Raw genomic sequence first — 18,558 nt, 5'->3', positions numbered from 1 at the left:
AATTGAAACCTCGAATGAAGGAGCGTTCTGAGATGGCATTTACACCGTTACATGACCGTGTACTCGTTCGTCGCGTTGAAAGCGACGAAAAGACTGCTGGCGGCCTATTTATCCCCGAAAGCGCAAAAGAAAAACCGGCTGAAGCTGAAGTTATTGCAGTGGGCGAAGGCGCACGCAAAGACAGCGGCGAGCTTATCCCAATGTCCGTAAAAGCAGGCGACAAAGTCCTGTTTGGCAAATGGTCCGGCACCGAAGTCACCGTTGACGGCGAAGAGCTGCTCATCATGAAAGAAAGCGATATCCTCGGCCTTCTCGGCTAAGCGATCCTTTCCCAACATTAATTTTCTGTAGGAGTGTCAAATGGCTAAAGAAGTCCGTTTTAACACAGACGCCCGCAATCGTATGCTTGCTGGTGTGAATATTTTGGCCGATGCGGTTAAAGTAACTTTGGGCCCTAAAGGCCGCAACGTTGTGATTGAAAAATCCTTCGGCGCACCCCGTATCACCAAAGACGGTGTGACGGTTGCCAAAGAGATCGAACTTGAAGACAAGTTTGAGAACATGGGCGCACAAATGGTTAAGGAAGTTGCTTCCCGTACCAATGACGAAGCTGGCGACGGTACAACAACCGCGACAGTTTTGGCTCAAGCCATCGTTAAAGAAGGCTTGAAATCAGTTGCTGCTGGGATGAACCCAATGGACCTGAAACGCGGAATCGACTTGGCTGTTTCCAAAGTTGTTGAAGCGATCAAAGCGTCTTCCCGTCCTGTAAAAGACAGCGACGAAGTTGCGCAAGTAGGCACAATCTCCGCCAATGGCGAAGCTGAAATCGGTCGTCAAATCGCAGACGCGATGCAAAAAGTTGGCAACGAAGGCGTTATCACTGTTGAAGAGAACAAAGGTCTGGAAACAGAAACCGATGTTGTTGAAGGCATGCAGTTCGACCGCGGCTTCCTTTCCCCTTACTTCGTGACAAACCCAGACAAGATGCTCGCTCAACTTGACGACTGTCTTATCTTGCTTCACGAGAAAAAGCTTTCTTCGCTTCAGCCAATGGTTCCTTTGCTTGAAACAGTGATCCAATCCGGTAAACCACTTTTGATCATCGCAGAAGATGTTGAAGGCGAAGCGCTTGCAACTCTCGTTGTGAACAAACTTCGTGGCGGCTTGAAAATTGCGGCTGTTAAAGCTCCTGGTTTCGGCGATCGTCGTAAAGCCATGTTGCAAGACATCGCGGTTCTTACGGGTGGTCAAGTGATCTCCGAAGACCTCGGCATGAAGCTTGAGTCTGTCACAATCGACATGCTTGGTTCTGCGAAAAACATCACCATCACCAAAGACGAAACAACAATCGTTGACGGCGCTGGCGTAAAAGCAGAAATCGAAGCACGCGTTTCCCAGATCCGTACACAGATCGAAGAAACAACTTCCGATTATGACCGTGAAAAACTTCAAGAACGCGTAGCCAAATTGGCTGGTGGTGTTGCTGTTATCCGCGTTGGCGGCATGACAGAAACTGAAGTTAAAGAGCGCAAAGATCGCGTTGACGATGCATTGAACGCAACACGTGCTGCGGTTCAAGAAGGCGTTATCGTTGGTGGTGGTGTTGCTCTTATTCAAGCAGCTAAGTCTCTTATCGGCATGACAGCAGCGAACGCTGATCAAGAAGCGGGCATAGCTATTGTTATGCGTGCTCTTGAAGCGCCTCTGCGTCAAATCGCAGAAAACGCTGGTGTTGACGGTGCAGTTGTTGCGGGCAAAATCCGCGAAAGCAACGACCCAACTTTCGGCTTTAACGCTCAAACAGAAGAATATGGCGACATGTTCAAATTTGGTGTTATCGATCCTGCGAAAGTTACACGCACAGCGCTTGAAGATGCGGCCTCTATTGCTGGTCTCTTGATCACAACAGAATGCATGATCGCCGAGAAACCAGCTCCTGCTGGCGGTTCCGGTGGCGGCATGCCCGACATGGGCGGCATGGGCGGCATGATGTAAGCTTTTAGCTTCATCAGAAAATTTGAAAGGGCCTGCGGAAACGTGGGCCCTTTTCCGTTGCGGCATATGAAAATCGACAGTTTTAAAATTGTTAAAGTTTTTAAAAACTCAATGCTCTTGCCCTAAAAGGCTGATGACGTCAAAAGGCGGTATGCGTCTTTTATTTCTAGTTGCCTTAGTAATGGTGGCCTTTGCTGCTAATTCTGTCCTCAATCGATTGGCCCTTGCGCAGATGGCCATTGATCCCGCAGGCTTCGCTGCTGTGCGTCTATTGTCAGGTGGTGTTTTTCTTTGGGTCGTGGTCCTGATTCGGGGACGCAAACTTGAGTCGGGCGGCGTGGGCGGCGTTGTCTCTCTTGCGGTGTATATGGTCGGGTTTTCCTTTGCTTACATCACTTTAGGCACGGGAGTAGGGGCGCTTATTCTGTTTGGCGGCGTTCAGATCACCATGTTTGTAGGCGCAATTCTCGCGCGCGAAAGCCTTCCAAACGCGCGGTGGATTGGGGCGGCTGTTGCCTTTGCGGGGCTAATGTACCTGCTTTGGCCCTCAGACGAAGCCACGGCTCAAATCTCGTTTTCGGGAGCAGCAATGATGTCTGCCGCTGCAATCGGATGGGGAATTTATTCACTTATCGGGCGTCACGCGGTTGATCCATTGGCGACCACCGCTGGAAATTTCGTTTTCGCGATCCCCCTGTCGCTTTTGGTCGTGTTGTTGAACGCTTCCACGGCCGCATATACCCCCACGGGCATTGCCTTGGCCATAATTTCTGGGGTCGTCACGTCGGGAATGGGCTATGCGGTTTGGTACGCAGTTTTGCCCAAACTCCCTTCTACGGTTGCGGCAATTTCCATGCTGACTGTCCCGATTATCGCGTCCATCGGCGGAGTTTTGATCCTGAATGAACCGCTGACCGTTAGACTCATGGTCGCCACGGCACTGGTTTTGGCGGGTGTTTTGATTTCCCTCAAGCGTCCTTCCGCAGGGTGATCCTCACAGGTCAGGAATTCCCCTCGTATTTTTGCACAACGAGTCTTATATTTTGGCAATGATGAAACGTTTTTTAGTAGCCCTCTTTTTGTTAGTGCCCGCATCTGCCTCGGCTGAATGCGTCATTTTTCTACATGGATTGGCGCGTGGATCGAACTCCCTGTTTGCTCTTGAGCATTATTTGGTGTCAGAGGGTTATAAGGTTGTGAATCAAGGCTACCCTTCAACAAAAATGAAGGTACAGGATCTCGTTGAAATAACCTTCCCACCCGCCGTGGCAGCTTGTGGTGACGAGAAAATTAACTTTGTTACCCACTCTATGGGCGGGATTCTGGTGCGTGTTTGGGTCGCCGAAACCGAACCAGAAAATTTGGGCCGTGTGGTTATGCTTGCACCACCAAATCACGGTTCGGAACTGGTGGATATCTTGGGGGACTTGGAGCCGTTTGAGTGGGTCAATGGACCTGCGGGGCTTCAATTGGGTACTGAAGCCGACGATATGATCGCACGCATTCAAAAGTCGCAATTTGAGCTCGGTGTTATTGCGGGGGATCAAAGCCTAAATCCAATCTACTCGGCCCTGATTGAAGGGCCCGATGATGGCAAGGTCTCTGTTGCCTCGACGCGCCTCGAGTGGGCGGCGGACCATATCGTTTTGCCTGTAAATCATACGTTTATGATGAATAACGCTTTGGTCATTCGACAGGTTTACACCTTCCTTGAGGAAGGAAAATTCGACCACAATCTAACGTGGACACAGGCGGTCGAGGATCTCCTTTTGACCCAAGACCTCCTGCCTGATTTTCTGCGTTAAGGTTTCGCGGTTTTTTTAGGGACGAGGCGGTTAACGTGGCCCATTTTGCGGCCAGATTTTACATCCGCTTTTCCGTACAAATGAAGCGCGGCATTCCCTTCGTCGGCCAAGGTTGAAACGCGGTCCATATCGGTGCCAATCAGGTTGTGCATTTCTACGTCTGCATGGCGGGAACCATCCCCAAGGGGCCAGCCGACCACCGCGCGGATGTGTTGTTCGAACTGGTCGATCACACAGCCGTTTTGCGTCCAATGGCCCGAATTGTGGACGCGTGGCGCGATCTCGTTGACGATTAAACCTTCGGATGTCACGAAAAGTTCGACCCCCATGACGCCAACATAATCCAATGCATTGAGGATGTTTGCTGTCAGTAGAACCGCGTCCATCCGTTGGCTTGACGTTAGGCGGGCAGGGACGGTCGTTGTGTGTAAAATCCCGTTGCGATGGACGTTCTCGCCGGGGTCATAACAGGACACCTGACCATCTATCGAGCGGGCTCCAATGACTGAGACTTCATGCGTAAAGTTGATGAAGCCTTCGAGCACGCTCGGCGCACCCGCCATGTCGGCGAAGGCCGACGGGGCATCAACGGGCGCCATAATCCGAGCTTGCCCCTTGCCGTCATAGCCAAAACGGCGGGTTTTTAGGATGGCTGGCGTGCCGATTGTTGCAAGAGAATCTGTCAGAGCTTCGAGTGTATCAACCGCTGCGTAAGGAGCTGTTTTCAAACCAAGACCGACAAGGAAGTCCTTTTCGGTGATCCTGTCTTGTGAGACGCGAAGGGCCTCGCGGCCCGGGCGAATTGGGCACAGAGACTCGAGGTGATCGAGGGCTTCGGTTGGGATGTTTTCAAATTCGTAAGTTATGACATCTACGCTTTTGGCAAAAGCTGTGAGAGCCGCCAAATCGTCGTAATTGGCCGTTGTGACCTTGGCTGCCACGTCGCCCGCCGGAGGGTTCACTCCAGGTTCAAAAATGTGACAGGCAAAGCCCAGACGCGAGGCGGCGACCGACAGCATTCTTCCAAGCTGCCCCCCGCCTAAAATTCCAATCGTCGCACCGGTTTTTAGCATTGCTTCACTCATCACTTGGTTCTTCCGGAATGGAGGCTGCGAGGTCCTCGCGCCACTGGTCTAATCGCGCGGCAAGGTCAGGATCATTATTGGCCAGAATCCCAGCGGCCATGAGGCCCGCATTGGCAGCCCCTGCAGCGCCAATCGCCATCGTCGCGACGGGAAAGCCCTTAGGCATTTGGACGATGGAATAAAGGCTATCCACACCAGAAAGTGCGCGGGTCTGGATCGGCACGCCAACTACAGGAACACGGGTTTTACTCGCCATCATTCCGGGCAAATGCGCGGCACCACCGGCACCTGCAATAATAACCTGAAGGCCGCGCGACACGGCTGTTTTGCCGTAAGCCCAAAGGCGGTCCGGCGTGCGGTGCGCGGATACAATTTTGGTCTCATAAGGCACGCCCAATTCGTCCAGAATTTCAGCGGCGAGTTTCATTGTTGGCCAGTCGCTTTGGCTGCCCATAATGATTCCAACTTTAACATCTATCATAACGTGCCCATTTCAGGGTTTGGGCCCAGTCTTTTGGGCCGAGTGCAATGGAAGCGGCACTATAGCTAACCTACGCGGCTAGGCAATGATATCAGGCGTCAGCTCGTCTTGGATTGCCGAAATTCGGTCTTTTAGCGACAGTTTTTTGGTCTTCATCCGCCGAAGTTGCAGCTGATCGGCCAAACGAGACTCCTCCAACGCATGAATCGCAAGATCTAGGTCGCGGTGCTCCTGAGTCAAAACGGATAGTTTTACCCGCAGAACGTCGTCTCGGGGCATTTCATTCGCAGTATCCGACATTGGTTTATTAACTTTCGACTCGCATTGATTTTGCCTGAAAATAGCCTGTTTTACCGCCAGCGGGGAAAAATATGTTACCTAAAGACAACGATAAATTAACGCCCCTTGCGACTCACCTCCCGCGTGCCCATATTTAACGTAAGCGGTCGCCGCAAAGCGGGGCCATAAATAGACAGTCGCTTTTGAGAAGGACGCGTCGATGACGAAACTTACACTCGGGTCTCACCCATTTTTATTGGGGTTTGATCAACTTGAGCGCCTTGTTGAACGGACAGTCAAGTCCGGAAATGAGGGCTATCCTCCGTACAACATTGAACAAACCAGCGAAAACAGTTATCGAATATCTCTTGCTGTGGCGGGATTCGATGAGAAAGATCTGTCAATCACAGTTGAGAATAAACAACTGGTGGTTCGGGGGCGTCAATCTGAAGAAAGCGACGGTCGTGTGTATCTTCATCGTGGAATCGCCGGACGACAGTTCCAAAAGAGCTTTGTGCTGGCGGAAGGGGTGGAGGTTGGACATGCGAAAACCGAAAATGGCTTGTTGCACATCGATCTGACGCGCGCTGTACCTGATGTTGTGGTGCAAACAATTGAAATAAATAAGAAATAATCAATCGAGATTGGGGCTGGATATGAATACGAAAATGAAACTACCAAATGACGACAGCCGGATCGTTTACGTACGTCCTGTTGAGGTGGCCTCACTGCCAATGGATATTCGACTGGAAATTCCAGAGCTTACGCGCGTTTATTCGGTACATAAGGCTAATGGAGAACAGGTGGCATTGGTGAATGACCGCCAAACTGCGTTTCACTTAGCGCTGGAAAATGATTTTGTACCGATGACGGTGCACTAATAAGTCCTATGCGCGCAAGGTTTTGTGCGATTCACGTAGGTTATAAAGGAAAATACCCCGGTCGCAAAACCGGGGTATTTTTTTGCTTAGAATAAAAGCTTATGCTGTAATTAGGCCCATGCTTTCAAGTTTAAGAATGACCTGATGCGCACAGTTATCGACATCAACGTTCTCTGTTTCCACAGACAGTTCTGGTGTTAGAGGAACGTCGTAGGGGTCTGAAATTCCAGTAAACTCTTTGATCTTCCCTTCGCGCGCAAGTTTGTACAGGCCTTTGCGATCCCGACGTTCACATTCTTCGATCGACGTGGCGACGTGGACTTCAATGAAGGCCCCGAATTGATCAACTTCTTCACGTACGGCGCGGCGGGTCGTTGCATAGGGCGCGATTGGCGCACAAATGGCGATGCCACCATTTTTGGTGATTTCGCTCGCAACATATCCGATGCGGCGGATGTTTAGGTCGCGGTGTTCTTTGCTAAACCCAAGCTCAGAGCTGAGGTTTTTGCGCACGATATCACCATCAAGAAGCGTCACCGGACGGCCACCCATCTCCATGAGTTTTACCATTAAAGCATTAGCAATGGTCGATTTTCCTGAGCCAGAGAACCCAGTGAAAAAGACGGTAAACCCTTGTTTTGCGCGGGCTGGACGTGTTTTGCGTAATTCTTCTACAACGGTTGGGAAGCTAAACCATTCAGGAATTTCAAGCCCTTCCGAAAGGCGGCGGCGAAGCTCGGTGCCTGAGATGTTAAGAACAGTTACGCCCTCTTCGATCTCGTCCGCAGGTTCGTATTGGGCGCGTTCTTGCACATAGACCATGTGTTTGAAATCGACCATTTCGATGCCCATTTCCTCTTGGTGCACGCGGAATAAATCCTGCGCTTCATAGGGGCCATAGAAATCTTCGCCTTGGCTGTTTTTGCCGGGGCCTGCGTGGTCGCGACCAACGATAAAGTGGGTTACACCGTGGTTTTTGCGGATCAATCCGTGCCAAACAGCTTCGCGTGGACCTGCCATGCGCATGGCAAGGTTGAGGAGACTCATAGACGTTGTGGACGATGGATATTGGTCCAAGACGGCTTCATAACACCGCACGCGCGTGAAGTGGTCAATGTCACCGGGTTTGGTGAGGCCAACAACAGGGTGAATTAGCAAGTTGGCTTGCACTTCTTTGGCGGCACGGAATGTCAGTTCTTGGTGGGCACGATGCAGCGGGTTACGCGTTTGAAACGCGACAACTTTACGCCAGCCCATTTTGCGGAAATAGGCGCGCAACTCGTTTGGGGTGTCGCGACGGGCGCGGAAATCATAGTGCACAGGTTGTTGGATGCCCGTAATTGGACCGCCGAGGTAAATTTTTCCGGCTTGGTTGTGCAAATAATTTACTGCCGGGTGGGCATCGTCATCGGCTCCGAAAACCTTCTCGGCTTCGAGGGATTTATTGGGTTCCCAACGGTCTGTCACGGTCAAGGTTGCGAGAATAACGCCTTCTTGGTCGCGCAGGGCGATATCTTGGCCCAATTCGAGGGTTTCGGCAAATGCTTCGCCAACGTCGAGCGTGATTGGCATCGGCCAAAGCGTGCCATCTGCAAGACGCATGTTTTCAACGACGCCATTATAGTCGTCCTCGCCTAAGAAACCTTTGAGCGGATTGAAACCACCATTCATTAGGAGTTCTAGGTCGCAAATTTGACGCGGTGTTAGGTCCCACGAAACAAGGTCGGCTGCTTCTAGTTTCAATTTCTGCGCGGATTCATAGGAGACAAAAAGCTCTGGGATCGGGGCGAGGCTGGATACGGGCATAGGGTTACTCAATTCCAAAAAGGTAAATGCCCGTCAGTCATGGGCGAAGAAGATTGCCGCGAAATAACGCGTTTAAGGTGTGAAATTCAAGCCAGCATCGGCCAGGTTTGCGAGTTGAGGCCAAAAACACATGGATTCGGTTGATTTTGGACGAATTTTCCAAATTTGGATGGTGGAGGGCAAAAATGGTTTCTATTTTGAAGTGGATAGGGCCGCCAGAGGGACAGGTTTCTGGCGGCCCCCGTTTTTATTCGCCTGCGAGGAATCGCTCGGCTTCGAGAGCGGCCATGCACCCCATGCCAGCCGATGTCACGGCTTGGCGGTATTTATGGTCCGTTAAGTCGCCGGCGGCGAAAATGCCTGCAATGGATGTTTCGGTGGAGTCCGGTTTGGTCACAACATAGCCCCCCATGTGGGTTTCGAGGACGTCTTTCACCAATTCGTTGCTTGGCGAATGCCCGATGGCCACAAAAACACCCTTGCAAGGGATCTCGGTGATTTCGCCTGTCTTAACGTTCTTTGTCCGAACACCCGTAACGCCACTTGGATTGTCGTCGCCAACTACTTCGACCAATTCGTTAAACCAGAGCGGGAAGATTTTCTCATTCTTCTCAAGACGATCAATAAGAATTCTTTCCGCCCGAAGCTCGTCGCGGCGGTGAACAAGTGTAACTTTTGATGCGAATTTTGTTAAAAACAACGCTTCTTCGACAGCTGTGTTGCCGCCACCTATGACAACAATTTCGTCACCGCGGTAAAAGAATCCGTCGCAGGTGGCACATGCCGAAACGCCAAAGCCTTTAAACTTCTCTTCACTCTCAAGGCCAAGCCATTTGGCCCGCGCACCGGTAGCGAGGATCACGGCATCGGCGGTGTAGACCGTACCGCTGTCACCAACGGCGGTAAACGGACGCTTGGAAGTGTCGAGTGAGGTGATTATGTCGCTAATCACCTCGGTACCCACGGCGCGCGCATGGGCTTCCATGTTAATCATGAGATCAGGCCCCTGAATTTCCGTGTGGCCAGGCCAGTTTTCGACTTCGGTTGTTGTCGTCAATTGGCCGCCGGGTTCGATGCCCTGAACTAGAATCGGTTCAAGCATGGCACGGCTTGCATAGACCGCAGCAGTATACCCAGCAGGCCCAGATCCAATTATCAAAACTTTTGTGTGACGCGTTTCGGCCATTTGGCCCCCCAAATTTCTAGAAATTGCAAAGTTGCCCTAGATATAGACAGTCAATTGGCCCACGGAAACCCTTGGCCGCAGAATTGTTTGACCTGTCGCGCTATGAACTGGAAGTTCCATTTGTTGCGCAGTTGTGAAATATTATTGCGTGTGGGATGGATGTTAAGTACAATCGCGAAAATCCAAGAGTACTTAGGGTGCATTTGGCAAAAATCAAAAGAACAAGAGGAAAACTTATGCCGATAGCCAAGCTCGACCCCATTGACCGCAAAATCCTTGCTGAGCTTCAGGCTGACGGCCGCATGACCAACGTTGAACTGGCGAAACGAGTCGGCATTTCGGCCCCTCCTTGTTTGCGTCGGGTGCGTACTCTCGAGGAATCGGGATTTATTCGCGGCTATCATGCGGATGTGAATTCACGGGCCCTTGGTTTTGAGGTTCTGGTTTTTGCCATGGTCGGTTTGCAATCACAGGCGGAGGTTGATCTCTCGGCGTTTGAGGCGCTGTGCCAAGGTTGGCCGTTGGTCAGAGAGTGCCACATGCTCAATGGTGAGGTGGATTTTATCCTGAAGTGCGCGGCACCAGATCTGTCGACATTTCAATCTTTTCTGACGGGCGATCTTTTGACCGCCCGCAATGTTGCGAGCGTAAAAACATCTTTGGTCATCCGCGGCGCTAAGGACGAACCTGGCGTGCCTTTCGAGGTCTTGGAGCAGCGGTTAGCGCAGACTTCCTAAGCGGCAAACCCCGCAAAAATCTGTTCGAGGGCGTCGTCTTCCTCTATTCTGGGAAGACACAAGGTGCCAAAATCATCCACCGTTTCGCAATGGGGGAAAAGCCCCATGAACAAAGGTAGCATTTCGCGGCTGAGGCTCATTTCGGCTGAGTTTCCAGGATGATAGCTTTCGATTTCCAACCCATTAACCCGCAGAATTTGGTGTGTTTCAAAAGCCAAATGGTAAACACGTACGGGCGTAAATGGAGTGACGGAAAATACGGTCTCGCCGTTTTGCATGGTCGCGACAGGTGCCAAAACTTGGCCTTTGGTTCGATGTCGCACCGTAAGGCGCGCTTTTGGGCCAAGAATGAGATCCGGCATGGGACGACCGAGCCCGAAACTATCGGCCGCAATACGAGTTAGAAAACCCATCTCAGGCGACTGGCCGCGCGCTCCTGCGAGGGAATCAGGAACCAATGTCGTACTGCCTATCCATAAAAGCGTTTGAAAACCGTTTTCGGTGGTTTGCAAACGCATACCGGGCAGGAGATCTTCAACAGCAGTCAGTCCCGCTTCGGTGGAAAAAAGAGATCCACGGGCAATAGCCGCAAAAGCATCTTCAAAAATGGGGAGGGACGGAGCGATTTGCGAGAACTCTTCGACGTCGCCAAAAGAGTTCAGATGGGCGACCTCGTATTTCCGCATCAGAGGCATTGCGCGGAGAGGGCGCCCATTTGAACGAGCAACACGGGTCTTAGGGTCCCGTGGATTCGTCGCGAGGCTGGCGACGGGTTGGTGGGAGTGCATGTAATAGTCCTTTCGGTGCATTACATCTGCATTGGCCCCACCATTGCAGAAATTCTTATGCTCCTAAAATGGTCCAAAATTCAGTCTATTGTCAAAGGTTTGGTTCATTTGAGGTCCGGAGCGTGCGCAATGCCCCTCAAGATCATAGATTGTTTCCGAAGGCGGGACGTTTTCGCCTTAATTGAATTTTTAACGGCGGTATCACCCTGAAAATGCCAAGAATCGGCAGGCCTTCAAGTGTGGGTTGGAAATAGAGCCGGCGCAAAAAGAAAACCACCACAGCCGAGGCCATGGTGGTTAAAAAAGTGCAATAAATCCACTCAAGGGGTCGCTACGCGAAGGGAAAAACGCGCAGTCTAGGGATATAACCTAGGCGCGAACCTGTTTTACTGCCTCTGCTGCACGCAGGCGGCGAGCGATCATTGCGGCGCGACGGTTGCCACGCTCCCATGGCATTGCTGGCTGTGCTTTAGCACTTTCAGCGATTACAGCTTTCATCCAGCGGTTCTCTTTAGCCATGGGGTCTGCTCCTTGTTTAATTCGGTGTTTAACTCGGTGGGCGATGCGCCCGTTGTAATTTCTGACCTCAATATGCGGAGCAAAGTGGCCCTAGGTTGGGACAAATTGTGGAAAACTCGCGCCATTCGGCATTAATCCGGTTGGGTTTTGTTGAAACCGATGTTCCGCCTGTAAAATAAGGGCGTTTGTCGTCAATAATTATCCCAATTGATCGTTATATGCAGGATTGTTTCCGTTATTGCGGCAAAAATGGGGCGCAATTCTCGGTTTTCAGAGCCGGATACAGGAAATGAGGCGCCCATAGTCGGCCTCTTTTTTGTGGACCGAACGTCGGTAGGAAAAAAATCGCTCTGAATCCGAGTAGGTGCAGTGATTTGTATATTCAGCAAAGCCGATTCCTGCCGTGCGCAAAATATGCAAACCGTACGACGGCAGGTCAAAATGCATGCGATCGCCGACGCCTCCGCTAAAAAAACGACTAAGGCTGTCGTCTTGAAGTATAAACGTGTCAAAAAATTCGGGTCCGACTTCGTAAGCCGCTTGGCTGATGCTCGGACCAATAACGGCGGTCGTGTTTTCGCGCGCCGCTCCGAGGGCCTCCATGGCGTCCAAAGTGGCCTCCAATACGCCGTTCATCGCACCCTTCCAGCCGGCGTGTGCGGCACCAATCACGCCCGCCGAAGAATCCGCGAATAGGACAGGTTGGCAGTCTGCTGTCAGGATTGCGAGGGCAAGGTTTGGGGTTGCAGTAACGATTGCGTCGGCTTGGACCGCTGGCTCATCTGGTCCCTTAGCCACATGCACTTTTGCAGAGTGAACTTGATGTACGCCGCAAAGGTGGTTTGGCGCAACTTGCATCGCTTGGGCGACACGATCGCGATTAACATGGACGGCTTCGCTTTGGTCGGAGGAACCGAATCCACAATTGAGGCCAGAGAAAATTCCCGACGACGCACCGCCTTTACGCGTAAAAAAGCCGTGCCGAAAAGGCGTGAGGCTATCTGCGGTGAGGATTTCAAGGGTCATGGCTAGTTCGCTTTACTCAAGTCCAGGAGGTGCCGCCTGTCCGCGAGGGGTGAGAGAGAGCACTTTGAAGAGGTTCCCCATTTCTTTGGGGTGGGTCAAGCGCCGATGTGCAGCAACATGGCTGGTAAGGGCGGGCCCCGCGAGATTTAGGGCAAGTTTGCGCGCGCGGGGCGTAATGCCGAGCCGTTCCAAAAACACGCCTTGCGGGATCATTTTCGAAACCGTGCATCCCTTTGCCGCTTCGCTTAGCGCTTCAAAATCGACATGTGCGGTCAGGTCCGCTTGTCCGGGTGTCGTGAGGGGCGGCACTTTTTCATGCGCGCTGATGGCTTGGAATGTGTCGCCAAGGCTGCGCCAATCACCATAGTCGATGAACAGGGCTGCACCGCCATAAGCTGAAATGCGTGTGGCAATCTCTTGGGTGATCGACGTGGCTGCGGCGCAAATTTCCACCATATCTCCGGTTTTGGTGTCTGCGAGACGCCCCGCGAGGGATTCGATTTCTTGCGGGTCATTCAGGCCAAAGCGCAGGGTTTCATCCTGCCAGCCGATCCGGCGTTCGCACCATGTAGCGCCCTTGGAGCGGATGAATTGGCGGATTGGTAGCGCATCGAAAAACTCGTTTGCGACTAAATATAAGGGTCGGTCGGGGAGGGAGGTGACCTGACGGTGCCACGTCACGTCATACTCCGCCAAGGCATCCGCTTGACGCGCGCGCAGCGGTTCGGAGGCCTCAATCAAATGGATTTTCAGGGCGGAATGAAACCCGTCTATGGATTTGGTTGATCGCAGGATATCGTTCATCAGCGTCCCACGTCCGGGGCCAAGCTCTGCGAGAAGTATTTGATCTGGCTCACCTTGTGACATCCAAGTTTGAGCGAGGCAAAGACCGATCATTTCCCCGAACATTTGGCTGATTTCTGGCGAGGTGGTGAAGTCTCCTGCTTCGCCCAAAGGGTCGCGTGTTGTGTAATACCCTTGGGTTGGGTGCAGCAAACATTCGGCCATATAATCGGCAACCGTGAGGGGGCCGTCAGCGGCGATCCGGGCTTTAAGGTGTTGGGATAGATCAGACATATTTTTTCTTAGCATGGTGGCGTGCCCAATAGATGAATCCCAATCCGACAGCGATCATGGGCAGGGAAAGTAGCTGCCCTTTTGATACGCCCCAGTCACCAAAGCGCACAGCATATCCAAGTGGATTGTCGGGCGTGATATAGATTGCGTCTGCCTGACGAAAGAATTCTACAAAGAACCGCGCCGTGCCGTAGCCTGCAAAGAAAAGGCCCATCGTTTGCCCCGGTATTTTGAGCCAGTCGCGCTTGAAAACCAGAAAGATCAGGATAGAACCGAGCAAAAGCCCCTCTAGACCCGCTTCATAAAGCTGGCTTGGGTGGCGTGCGCAAAGCCCATCTCCCACCAATCCGGCTGGGCCAAGGCAGTACTGTGCGTCTGTGCCCGGGAAAATAACGGCCCAAGGCATATCACTGGGATGGCCCCAAAGTTCCGCGTTAATGAAATTCGCGAGACGCCCAAGGAGGAGACCAACAGGCGCGGACATGGCGATAACGTCGCCAAGACTTAAACGCGCGATGCCGTTGCGGGTGGCGTAAATCCATGCGGCAACCACCACGCCAAGAAAGCCTCCGTGAAAGGACATTCCACCTTGCCATACGAACAGGATTTCGCTGGGGTGGCTGAAGTAATAGTCGCTGGCGTAAAAAAATACATACCCCAAGCGGCCCCCAAGGACGACGCCCAGGATCGACCACGTTAACAAATCTTCAACCCGCGCAGGCTCCATTATGGGGGTGTTGTCCGGCCAAAGCGTCGGGCGACGCAGGGCCGCAACCACGAGTCGCCATGCAATGAGAATCCCCACAATATATGCAAGGGCGTACCAGCGCAGGGCAAAGCTGAAACCACCAAGATTTAGGGTGAAAATTTCGGGCGAAATTTCGGGGAAGGGGAGGGACGCTATCATGCGCCTATCTGCCTCAGAAAAAACAGGCAAGTCAAGGTTGCGATTGTTCTGAATAAACCCCATATACTAGATGTTATACATCCTTCGACGTTGGAGTGCGTTATGCAAACCCGAAACAAGATCCTAGACGATATTTCGCAACTCATGAGCAATGCCGCCGGTGTTGCGCAGGGCGCGAAAAGCGAAGCCGAGACCGCAATGAAGGGGTTTGTGGATCGTTGGATGGCGGACCGCGATTTTGTGTCCCGCGATGAATTTGATGCGGTGCGCGCGATGGCGCAAAAGGCGCGTGAAGAAAACGAAGTGTTGAAAGTCCGTCTTGATGCGTTGGAAGCAAACCCTGCACCTGCCAAGAAGGCACCTGCCAAGAAGGCCGCGCCCAAAAAGGTGTAATATACCTTTAGAGATTCGAAATTTAGGGCGCATTTAGCGCCCTTTTTACATTTTTAGGCCAAATCTGTGGTTGGGTCGTGCGCGACTTGGGGCTTCAGAAAGCCACGCGCCCCCTAGATGTAGCGCAATTTTCTCTAATTTGACGGCTTATCCACAACTTATTGGGAGTTGGGGTTAAATATTGCTTTACAGGTCGCTTTGTATCCCACACCATATTTTGTGTATTCAATCGACGATCTGCCTTTAATTGGTGTGATCCCCTAAGTTCTTGTGGGTCTTTCTACAAGAAACAACATCTGAGGCCGAGCATGTCCCTATCTGAACAATTTTATCTAGAAGACGATGCGCACCCGATTGATATGGTTGAATCGCTGGCCCAGCATCATGCATGGGAGTTCGAACGGGTTGCGGATGATCAGATCGCGATGGCGGTTGAAGGACAATGGCGGACGTATTCGATAACGCTCGCGTGGTCTGCGCAAGACGAAACATTGCGCTTGATTTGTACGTTTGAGATGGAGCCTCCTGCTGATAAGTTGCCGAAACTGTTCGAAACGCTCAACCTTGTGAATGACGCGTGTTGGACGGGGGCGTTTACATATTGGCACGAACAACGCTTGATGGTCTATCGCTATGGATTGGTGCTGACTGGCGGCCAGCAGGCGGGGCCAGAACAGATCAACACGTTGATCAATGCGGCGGTTAGCTCCTCTGAGCGGTATTATCCCGCGTTCCAATTGTCGAACTGGGGCGATCAATCCCCCGAAGATGCGCTACAAGTTGCCATTGCAGAGGCCTACGGTCGCGCATAACCTTCGCTAAATCAAATTAGGGAATTGAGCGAATGGAAGATATTAAAGCGCGCGGACTTGTCCTTTTGGGCTGTGGTAAAATGGGGTCTGCTATGTTGGCAGGCTGGATCGCAAAAGGTCTTCCCGCAACGTCGGTCTGGATTCTTGATCCGTTTCCGTCGGATTGGCTGAAATCCCTCGGCGTTCACCTCAACGAAGATTTGCCCGCAAATCCTGCAATCGTAATTGTGGCCGTTAAGCCGCAAATGATGGACGAAGCTTTGCCAATTTTAACACCGCACGGCAATGGCGAGACACTGTTTTTGTCGGTTGTGGCGGGACGCCCAATCAAGAGTTTTGAGGCGGCGCTGGGCGCAAATACACCAGTGATCCGCTCCGTGCCCAATACACCCGCCGCCATATCGCACGGGATCACGGCGATTTTTGGCAACGATCATACCAGCCAAGCGCAAATGCAACAGGCCGAGACTCTCTTGTCTGCGGTCGGGCAGGTGGTGCGCCTGGAAAACGAAGGGCAATTGGATGCGGTGACAGCTGTTTCGGGGTCTGGTCCTGCTTATGTTTTCCACTTGATCGAAACACTGGCCGCAGCCGGAGAAGCGCAAGGTTTACCCGCCGATCTGGCCATGCAACTGGCTAAGGCAACAGTCGGTGGCGCGGGTCATCTGGCGGAAATGGCCGACGAAGATCCAACACAGTTGCGGATCAATGTCACGAGCCCCGCGGGAACCACTGCGGCGGCCCTTGCGGTTTTGATGGACCCAGAAACAGGTTTTCCGCCTCTGTTGCAGCGCGCCGTAAAAGCCGCGACAGAGCGGTCCCGTGAGTTGGCCAAATGAGCGAGGTAATCGACTTTGACGCCTTCCTAAAGGTGGATATCCGCAAAGGGACAGTGGTGCGGGCCGAACCATATCCCGAGGCCCGCAAACCAGCGATCAAGCTTTGGATCGATTTTGGCGGCGACATTGGCATTAAGAAAACCTCCGCCCAAATCACTAAGCACTACACGCCCGAAAAATTGGTCGACACCCAAGTCCTAGCCGTTGTCAATTTTCCGCCCCGTCAAGTTGGCAAATTTATGTCGGAGGTACTGGTGCTGGGCCTAGGTGACGAGAATGACGATATTGTCCTTATTCGGCCGGAAATTACCGTTCCGAATGGGGCTAGAATGCACTAAACGCTGAGGCTTCATGCAAAAAATCCTGATTACCCGAACACTAGCTGACCGCGTTCTTGACGCTGCAAAAGCGCGATTTGACGTCACATTGCGCGAGGCGGACGTCCCAATGACCGTGGCCGAGGCCGCACAGGCGCTCAGTGATTACGACGGGATTTTGCCGACATTAGGAGACGCGTTTTCGGCCGATTGCTTTGCGCTCACTCCTGCGCCGCGGTGCAAAATCCTCGCGAATTTCGGTGTGGGTTATAACCACATCGATGTGGGTGCGGCGGCCAAGGTCGGCGTTTTGGTGAGCAACACCCCCGGGGCGGTCACCGACGCGACTGCAGACATCGCTATGACCCTACTTTTGATGGCGGCACGCCGTGCAGGCGAGGGCGAGCGGATGGTGCGCGCGGGCAAATGGCAAGGCTGGGGACCAGTCCAAAATCTGGGAACCCATGTGACGGGAAAAACCGTGGCAATTCTTGGGATGGGGCGGATTGGCAAAGCTATCGCCCGTCGCTGCCACTTTGGTTTTGAGATGGATGTCGTGTTTTTCAATCGATCGTTCGTAGATAATATCGGCCTCCCAGCCGTTCAAAAGCCAACGATTGAAGAGGCGGTTTCCGGTGCAGATTTCGTGATCACGGCGGTTCCAGGGTCACCGGAAACGTATCATTTTATTGATAAGAACATCTTTGCGGCGATGAAGTCCTCGGCCATTTTCGTGAATATTTCGCGTGGCGATGTTGTAGATGAGGCGGCCCTTATTGCAGCCCTTCAAAATGGCGAAATCGCGGGGGCTGGGCTCGATGTTTATGAACAGGAACCTTTTGTGCCAGAAGCTCTGAGGGCGCTCGATAACGCGACGCTCTTGCCGCATTTAGGGACCGCCGCTTTGGAAGTTCGCGAGGCAATGGGTATGATGGCGTTAGAAAACCTATGCGCGGTCGCCGACGGAAACGCTCCGCCAAACAAGGTTTAAGCGACTGATTTCACGTGTTTTCGCGAGATGTCTTCGCCCATGGCCGCGCGCCAGTGACGGCGGCATAGGGACACGTAGGTTTCGTTGCCGCCGATCTGAACTTGGGCGCCTTCCTTGAGCACATTCCCCTGATCATCTTGGCGGATAACCATGGTTGCCTTTTTACCGCAATAACAGATGGTACGTGCTTCGCGCATTTCGTCCGCGAGAGCCAAGAGCGCCGCCGATCCGGGGAACAGTTCGCCTTGAAAATCGACACGCAGACCGTAACACATAATCGGAATTCGCAAGTCATCAACGGCACGGGCCAATTGCCAGACTTGTTCTTTCTCTAGGAATTGCGACTCGTCGATAAACACACAGGCACAGGGGTCGCTTAGCATACGCGCTTGAATTTTCGCAAAGAGATCTTCGCCTGTCTCAAACGTATCCGCATCTTCACCAATGCCAATTCGCGAGGCAATGCGCCCTTCGCCCGCGCGCTTGTCAAACCGCGCAGTCAGCAGATAGGTGTCCATGCCGCGCTCGCGATAATTATGCGCAGCCTGCAGCAGGATCGTCGATTTCCCAGCGTTCATGGTGGAAAAGTGAAAATAGAGTTTTGCCATGGGCGGAAACTATATTGCCGCCC

General features: G+C 52.5%; 23 protein-coding genes. 12 read left to right on the top strand and 11 right to left on the bottom strand.

The window, feature by feature from the left end:
* Positions 1-32 precede the first annotated feature (32 nt).
* The 4 genes from AB9F26_RS08605 (at position 33) to AB9F26_RS08590 (ending at position 3,803) form a co-directional block, all read left to right on the top strand.
* Positions 33-320: a co-chaperone GroES gene (locus AB9F26_RS08605; RefSeq protein ID WP_039004535.1), complete on the top strand. Its 288-nt coding sequence runs from the start codon at positions 33-35 to the stop codon at positions 318-320.
* Between the two features lie 40 nt (positions 321-360).
* Positions 361-1,998, top strand: a complete 1,638-nt coding sequence (gene groL / locus AB9F26_RS08600) for a chaperonin GroEL (RefSeq protein ID WP_335586089.1) — start codon at positions 361-363, stop codon at positions 1,996-1,998.
* Positions 1,999-2,149: 151 nt separating this feature from the next.
* Positions 2,150-2,989, top strand: coding sequence for a DMT family transporter (locus AB9F26_RS08595; RefSeq protein WP_335586090.1), 840 nt, complete (start codon positions 2,150-2,152; stop codon positions 2,987-2,989).
* 61 nt (positions 2,990-3,050) lie between these two features.
* Complete coding sequence (locus AB9F26_RS08590; RefSeq protein ID WP_335586114.1) at positions 3,051-3,803, top strand: alpha/beta fold hydrolase; 753 nt, start codon at positions 3,051-3,053, stop codon at positions 3,801-3,803.
* On the opposite strand, the gene AB9F26_RS08585 is transcribed toward AB9F26_RS08590, so the two are convergent.
* From AB9F26_RS08585 to AB9F26_RS08575, 3 genes are all read right to left on the bottom strand, one after another.
* Positions 3,800-4,888: a 5-(carboxyamino)imidazole ribonucleotide synthase gene (locus AB9F26_RS08585; protein WP_369767790.1), complete on the bottom strand. Its 1,089-nt coding sequence runs from the start codon at positions 4,886-4,888 to the stop codon at positions 3,800-3,802. The genes AB9F26_RS08590 and AB9F26_RS08585 overlap by 4 nt on opposite strands.
* The gene (purE, locus tag AB9F26_RS08580; protein WP_335586092.1) at positions 4,881-5,369 is read right to left on the bottom strand and encodes a 5-(carboxyamino)imidazole ribonucleotide mutase; all 489 of its coding nucleotides are present in this window, start codon (positions 5,367-5,369) and stop codon (positions 4,881-4,883) included. Before purE ends, AB9F26_RS08585 begins: the two co-directional genes overlap by 8 nt.
* A gap of 78 nt (positions 5,370-5,447) precedes the next feature.
* Positions 5,448-5,648: a YdcH family protein gene (locus AB9F26_RS08575; protein ID WP_082802387.1), complete on the bottom strand. Its 201-nt coding sequence runs from the start codon at positions 5,646-5,648 to the stop codon at positions 5,448-5,450.
* 220 nt (positions 5,649-5,868) lie between these two features.
* Between AB9F26_RS08575 and AB9F26_RS08570 the strand changes: the two genes are divergently transcribed.
* Together AB9F26_RS08570 and AB9F26_RS08565 are read left to right on the top strand one after the other, a co-directional pair.
* Positions 5,869-6,282, top strand: a complete 414-nt coding sequence (locus tag AB9F26_RS08570) for an Hsp20 family protein (protein WP_335586093.1) — start codon at positions 5,869-5,871, stop codon at positions 6,280-6,282.
* 22 nt (positions 6,283-6,304) lie between these two features.
* On the top strand, positions 6,305-6,529 hold the full coding sequence (locus tag AB9F26_RS08565; protein ID WP_039004385.1) for a DUF1150 family protein: 225 nt from the start codon (positions 6,305-6,307) through the stop codon (positions 6,527-6,529).
* A gap of 99 nt (positions 6,530-6,628) precedes the next feature.
* Here the strand turns inward: AB9F26_RS08565 and AB9F26_RS08560 are convergent, their stop codons facing one another.
* Together AB9F26_RS08560 and trxB are read right to left on the bottom strand one after the other, a co-directional pair.
* Complete coding sequence (locus tag AB9F26_RS08560; protein ID WP_369767789.1) at positions 6,629-8,335, bottom strand: bifunctional sulfate adenylyltransferase/adenylylsulfate kinase; 1,707 nt, start codon at positions 8,333-8,335, stop codon at positions 6,629-6,631.
* A gap of 247 nt (positions 8,336-8,582) precedes the next feature.
* On the bottom strand, positions 8,583-9,521 hold the full coding sequence (trxB, locus tag AB9F26_RS08555) for a thioredoxin-disulfide reductase (protein ID WP_369767788.1): 939 nt from the start codon (positions 9,519-9,521) through the stop codon (positions 8,583-8,585).
* A gap of 236 nt (positions 9,522-9,757) precedes the next feature.
* Between trxB and AB9F26_RS08550 the strand changes: the two genes are divergently transcribed.
* A complete protein-coding gene (locus AB9F26_RS08550; RefSeq protein ID WP_039004382.1) occupies positions 9,758-10,258 on the top strand; it encodes an Lrp/AsnC family transcriptional regulator in 501 nt (166 codons plus the stop codon).
* Here AB9F26_RS08550 and AB9F26_RS08545 read toward each other — a convergent pair.
* The 5 genes from AB9F26_RS08545 to lgt form a co-directional block, all read right to left on the bottom strand.
* The gene (locus AB9F26_RS08545; RefSeq protein WP_335586096.1) at positions 10,255-11,046 is read right to left on the bottom strand and encodes a Hint domain-containing protein; all 792 of its coding nucleotides are present in this window, start codon (positions 11,044-11,046) and stop codon (positions 10,255-10,257) included. The genes AB9F26_RS08550 and AB9F26_RS08545 overlap by 4 nt on opposite strands.
* A 369-nt stretch (positions 11,047-11,415) precedes the next feature.
* Positions 11,416-11,565, bottom strand: a complete 150-nt coding sequence (locus tag AB9F26_RS08540) for a hypothetical protein (RefSeq protein WP_335586097.1) — start codon at positions 11,563-11,565, stop codon at positions 11,416-11,418.
* A gap of 270 nt (positions 11,566-11,835) precedes the next feature.
* The gene (gene pgeF / locus AB9F26_RS08535) at positions 11,836-12,591 is read right to left on the bottom strand and encodes a peptidoglycan editing factor PgeF (protein ID WP_369767787.1); all 756 of its coding nucleotides are present in this window, start codon (positions 12,589-12,591) and stop codon (positions 11,836-11,838) included.
* A gap of 12 nt (positions 12,592-12,603) precedes the next feature.
* A complete protein-coding gene (locus AB9F26_RS08530; protein ID WP_369767786.1) occupies positions 12,604-13,668 on the bottom strand; it encodes a class I SAM-dependent methyltransferase in 1,065 nt (354 codons plus the stop codon).
* Positions 13,661-14,575, bottom strand: coding sequence for a prolipoprotein diacylglyceryl transferase (lgt, locus tag AB9F26_RS08525; RefSeq protein ID WP_369767785.1), 915 nt, complete (start codon positions 14,573-14,575; stop codon positions 13,661-13,663). Before lgt ends, AB9F26_RS08530 begins: the two co-directional genes overlap by 8 nt.
* Positions 14,576-14,677: 102 nt before the next feature.
* Between lgt and AB9F26_RS08520 the strand changes: the two genes are divergently transcribed.
* The 5 genes from AB9F26_RS08520 to AB9F26_RS08500 all read left to right on the top strand — a co-directional run bounded on the left by AB9F26_RS08520 (position 14,678) and on the right by AB9F26_RS08500 (position 17,927).
* Entirely contained in the window at positions 14,678-14,968 is a 291-nt protein-coding gene (locus tag AB9F26_RS08520) for an accessory factor UbiK family protein (protein WP_335586102.1), read from the top strand.
* A gap of 308 nt (positions 14,969-15,276) precedes the next feature.
* Positions 15,277-15,780, top strand: coding sequence for a YbjN domain-containing protein (locus tag AB9F26_RS08515; protein ID WP_335586103.1), 504 nt, complete (start codon positions 15,277-15,279; stop codon positions 15,778-15,780).
* A 32-nt stretch (positions 15,781-15,812) separates the two neighbouring features.
* Entirely contained in the window at positions 15,813-16,619 is an 807-nt protein-coding gene (gene proC, locus AB9F26_RS08510; protein ID WP_335586104.1) for a pyrroline-5-carboxylate reductase, read from the top strand.
* Positions 16,616-16,957 (top strand): tRNA-binding protein, encoded by a 342-nt coding sequence (locus tag AB9F26_RS08505; protein WP_335586105.1) that lies wholly within the window; start codon positions 16,616-16,618, stop codon positions 16,955-16,957. The genes proC and AB9F26_RS08505 overlap by 4 nt, the downstream gene beginning before the upstream one ends.
* 13 nt (positions 16,958-16,970) lie before the next feature.
* Positions 16,971-17,927: a D-glycerate dehydrogenase gene (locus tag AB9F26_RS08500; protein WP_335586106.1), complete on the top strand. Its 957-nt coding sequence runs from the start codon at positions 16,971-16,973 to the stop codon at positions 17,925-17,927.
* On the opposite strand, the gene AB9F26_RS08495 is transcribed toward AB9F26_RS08500, so the two are convergent.
* Entirely contained in the window at positions 17,924-18,535 is a 612-nt protein-coding gene (locus tag AB9F26_RS08495; protein WP_335586107.1) for a thymidine kinase, read from the bottom strand. The two genes, AB9F26_RS08500 and AB9F26_RS08495, sit on opposite strands and share 4 nt — an antisense overlap.
* Between the last annotated feature and the right edge of the window lie 23 nt (positions 18,536-18,558).

Source organism: Falsihalocynthiibacter sp. BN13B15 (assembly GCF_041205415.1).
GTDB lineage: Bacteria > Pseudomonadota > Alphaproteobacteria > Rhodobacterales > Rhodobacteraceae > Falsihalocynthiibacter > Falsihalocynthiibacter arcticus.
This window is presented reverse-complemented; position numbering and strand designations above follow the sequence as displayed.

Coding starts and splice junctions, on each gene's coding strand:
- AB9F26_RS08605 (WP_039004535.1), top strand. CDS start 33: ATGGCATTTACACCGTTACATGACCGTGTACTCGTTCGTCGCGTTGAA.
- groL (WP_335586089.1), top strand. CDS start 361: ATGGCTAAAGAAGTCCGTTTTAACACAGACGCCCGCAATCGTATGCTT.
- AB9F26_RS08595 (WP_335586090.1), top strand. CDS start 2,150: ATGCGTCTTTTATTTCTAGTTGCCTTAGTAATGGTGGCCTTTGCTGCT.
- AB9F26_RS08590 (WP_335586114.1), top strand. CDS start 3,051: ATGAAACGTTTTTTAGTAGCCCTCTTTTTGTTAGTGCCCGCATCTGCC.
- AB9F26_RS08585 (WP_369767790.1), bottom strand. CDS start 4,888: ATGAGTGAAGCAATGCTAAAAACCGGTGCGACGATTGGAATTTTAGGC.
- purE (WP_335586092.1), bottom strand. CDS start 5,369: ATGATAGATGTTAAAGTTGGAATCATTATGGGCAGCCAAAGCGACTGG.
- AB9F26_RS08575 (WP_082802387.1), bottom strand. CDS start 5,648: ATGCCCCGAGACGACGTTCTGCGGGTAAAACTATCCGTTTTGACTCAG.
- AB9F26_RS08570 (WP_335586093.1), top strand. CDS start 5,869: ATGACGAAACTTACACTCGGGTCTCACCCATTTTTATTGGGGTTTGAT.
- AB9F26_RS08565 (WP_039004385.1), top strand. CDS start 6,305: ATGAATACGAAAATGAAACTACCAAATGACGACAGCCGGATCGTTTAC.
- AB9F26_RS08560 (WP_369767789.1), bottom strand. CDS start 8,335: ATGCCCGTATCCAGCCTCGCCCCGATCCCAGAGCTTTTTGTCTCCTAT.
- trxB (WP_369767788.1), bottom strand. CDS start 9,521: ATGGCCGAAACGCGTCACACAAAAGTTTTGATAATTGGATCTGGGCCT.
- AB9F26_RS08550 (WP_039004382.1), top strand. CDS start 9,758: ATGCCGATAGCCAAGCTCGACCCCATTGACCGCAAAATCCTTGCTGAG.
- AB9F26_RS08545 (WP_335586096.1), bottom strand. CDS start 11,046: ATGCACTCCCACCAACCCGTCGCCAGCCTCGCGACGAATCCACGGGAC.
- AB9F26_RS08540 (WP_335586097.1), bottom strand. CDS start 11,565: ATGGCTAAAGAGAACCGCTGGATGAAAGCTGTAATCGCTGAAAGTGCT.
- pgeF (WP_369767787.1), bottom strand. CDS start 12,591: ATGACCCTTGAAATCCTCACCGCAGATAGCCTCACGCCTTTTCGGCAC.
- AB9F26_RS08530 (WP_369767786.1), bottom strand. CDS start 13,668: ATGTCTGATCTATCCCAACACCTTAAAGCCCGGATCGCCGCTGACGGC.
- lgt (WP_369767785.1), bottom strand. CDS start 14,575: ATGATAGCGTCCCTCCCCTTCCCCGAAATTTCGCCCGAAATTTTCACC.
- AB9F26_RS08520 (WP_335586102.1), top strand. CDS start 14,678: ATGCAAACCCGAAACAAGATCCTAGACGATATTTCGCAACTCATGAGC.
- AB9F26_RS08515 (WP_335586103.1), top strand. CDS start 15,277: ATGTCCCTATCTGAACAATTTTATCTAGAAGACGATGCGCACCCGATT.
- proC (WP_335586104.1), top strand. CDS start 15,813: ATGGAAGATATTAAAGCGCGCGGACTTGTCCTTTTGGGCTGTGGTAAA.
- AB9F26_RS08505 (WP_335586105.1), top strand. CDS start 16,616: ATGAGCGAGGTAATCGACTTTGACGCCTTCCTAAAGGTGGATATCCGC.
- AB9F26_RS08500 (WP_335586106.1), top strand. CDS start 16,971: ATGCAAAAAATCCTGATTACCCGAACACTAGCTGACCGCGTTCTTGAC.
- AB9F26_RS08495 (WP_335586107.1), bottom strand. CDS start 18,535: ATGGCAAAACTCTATTTTCACTTTTCCACCATGAACGCTGGGAAATCG.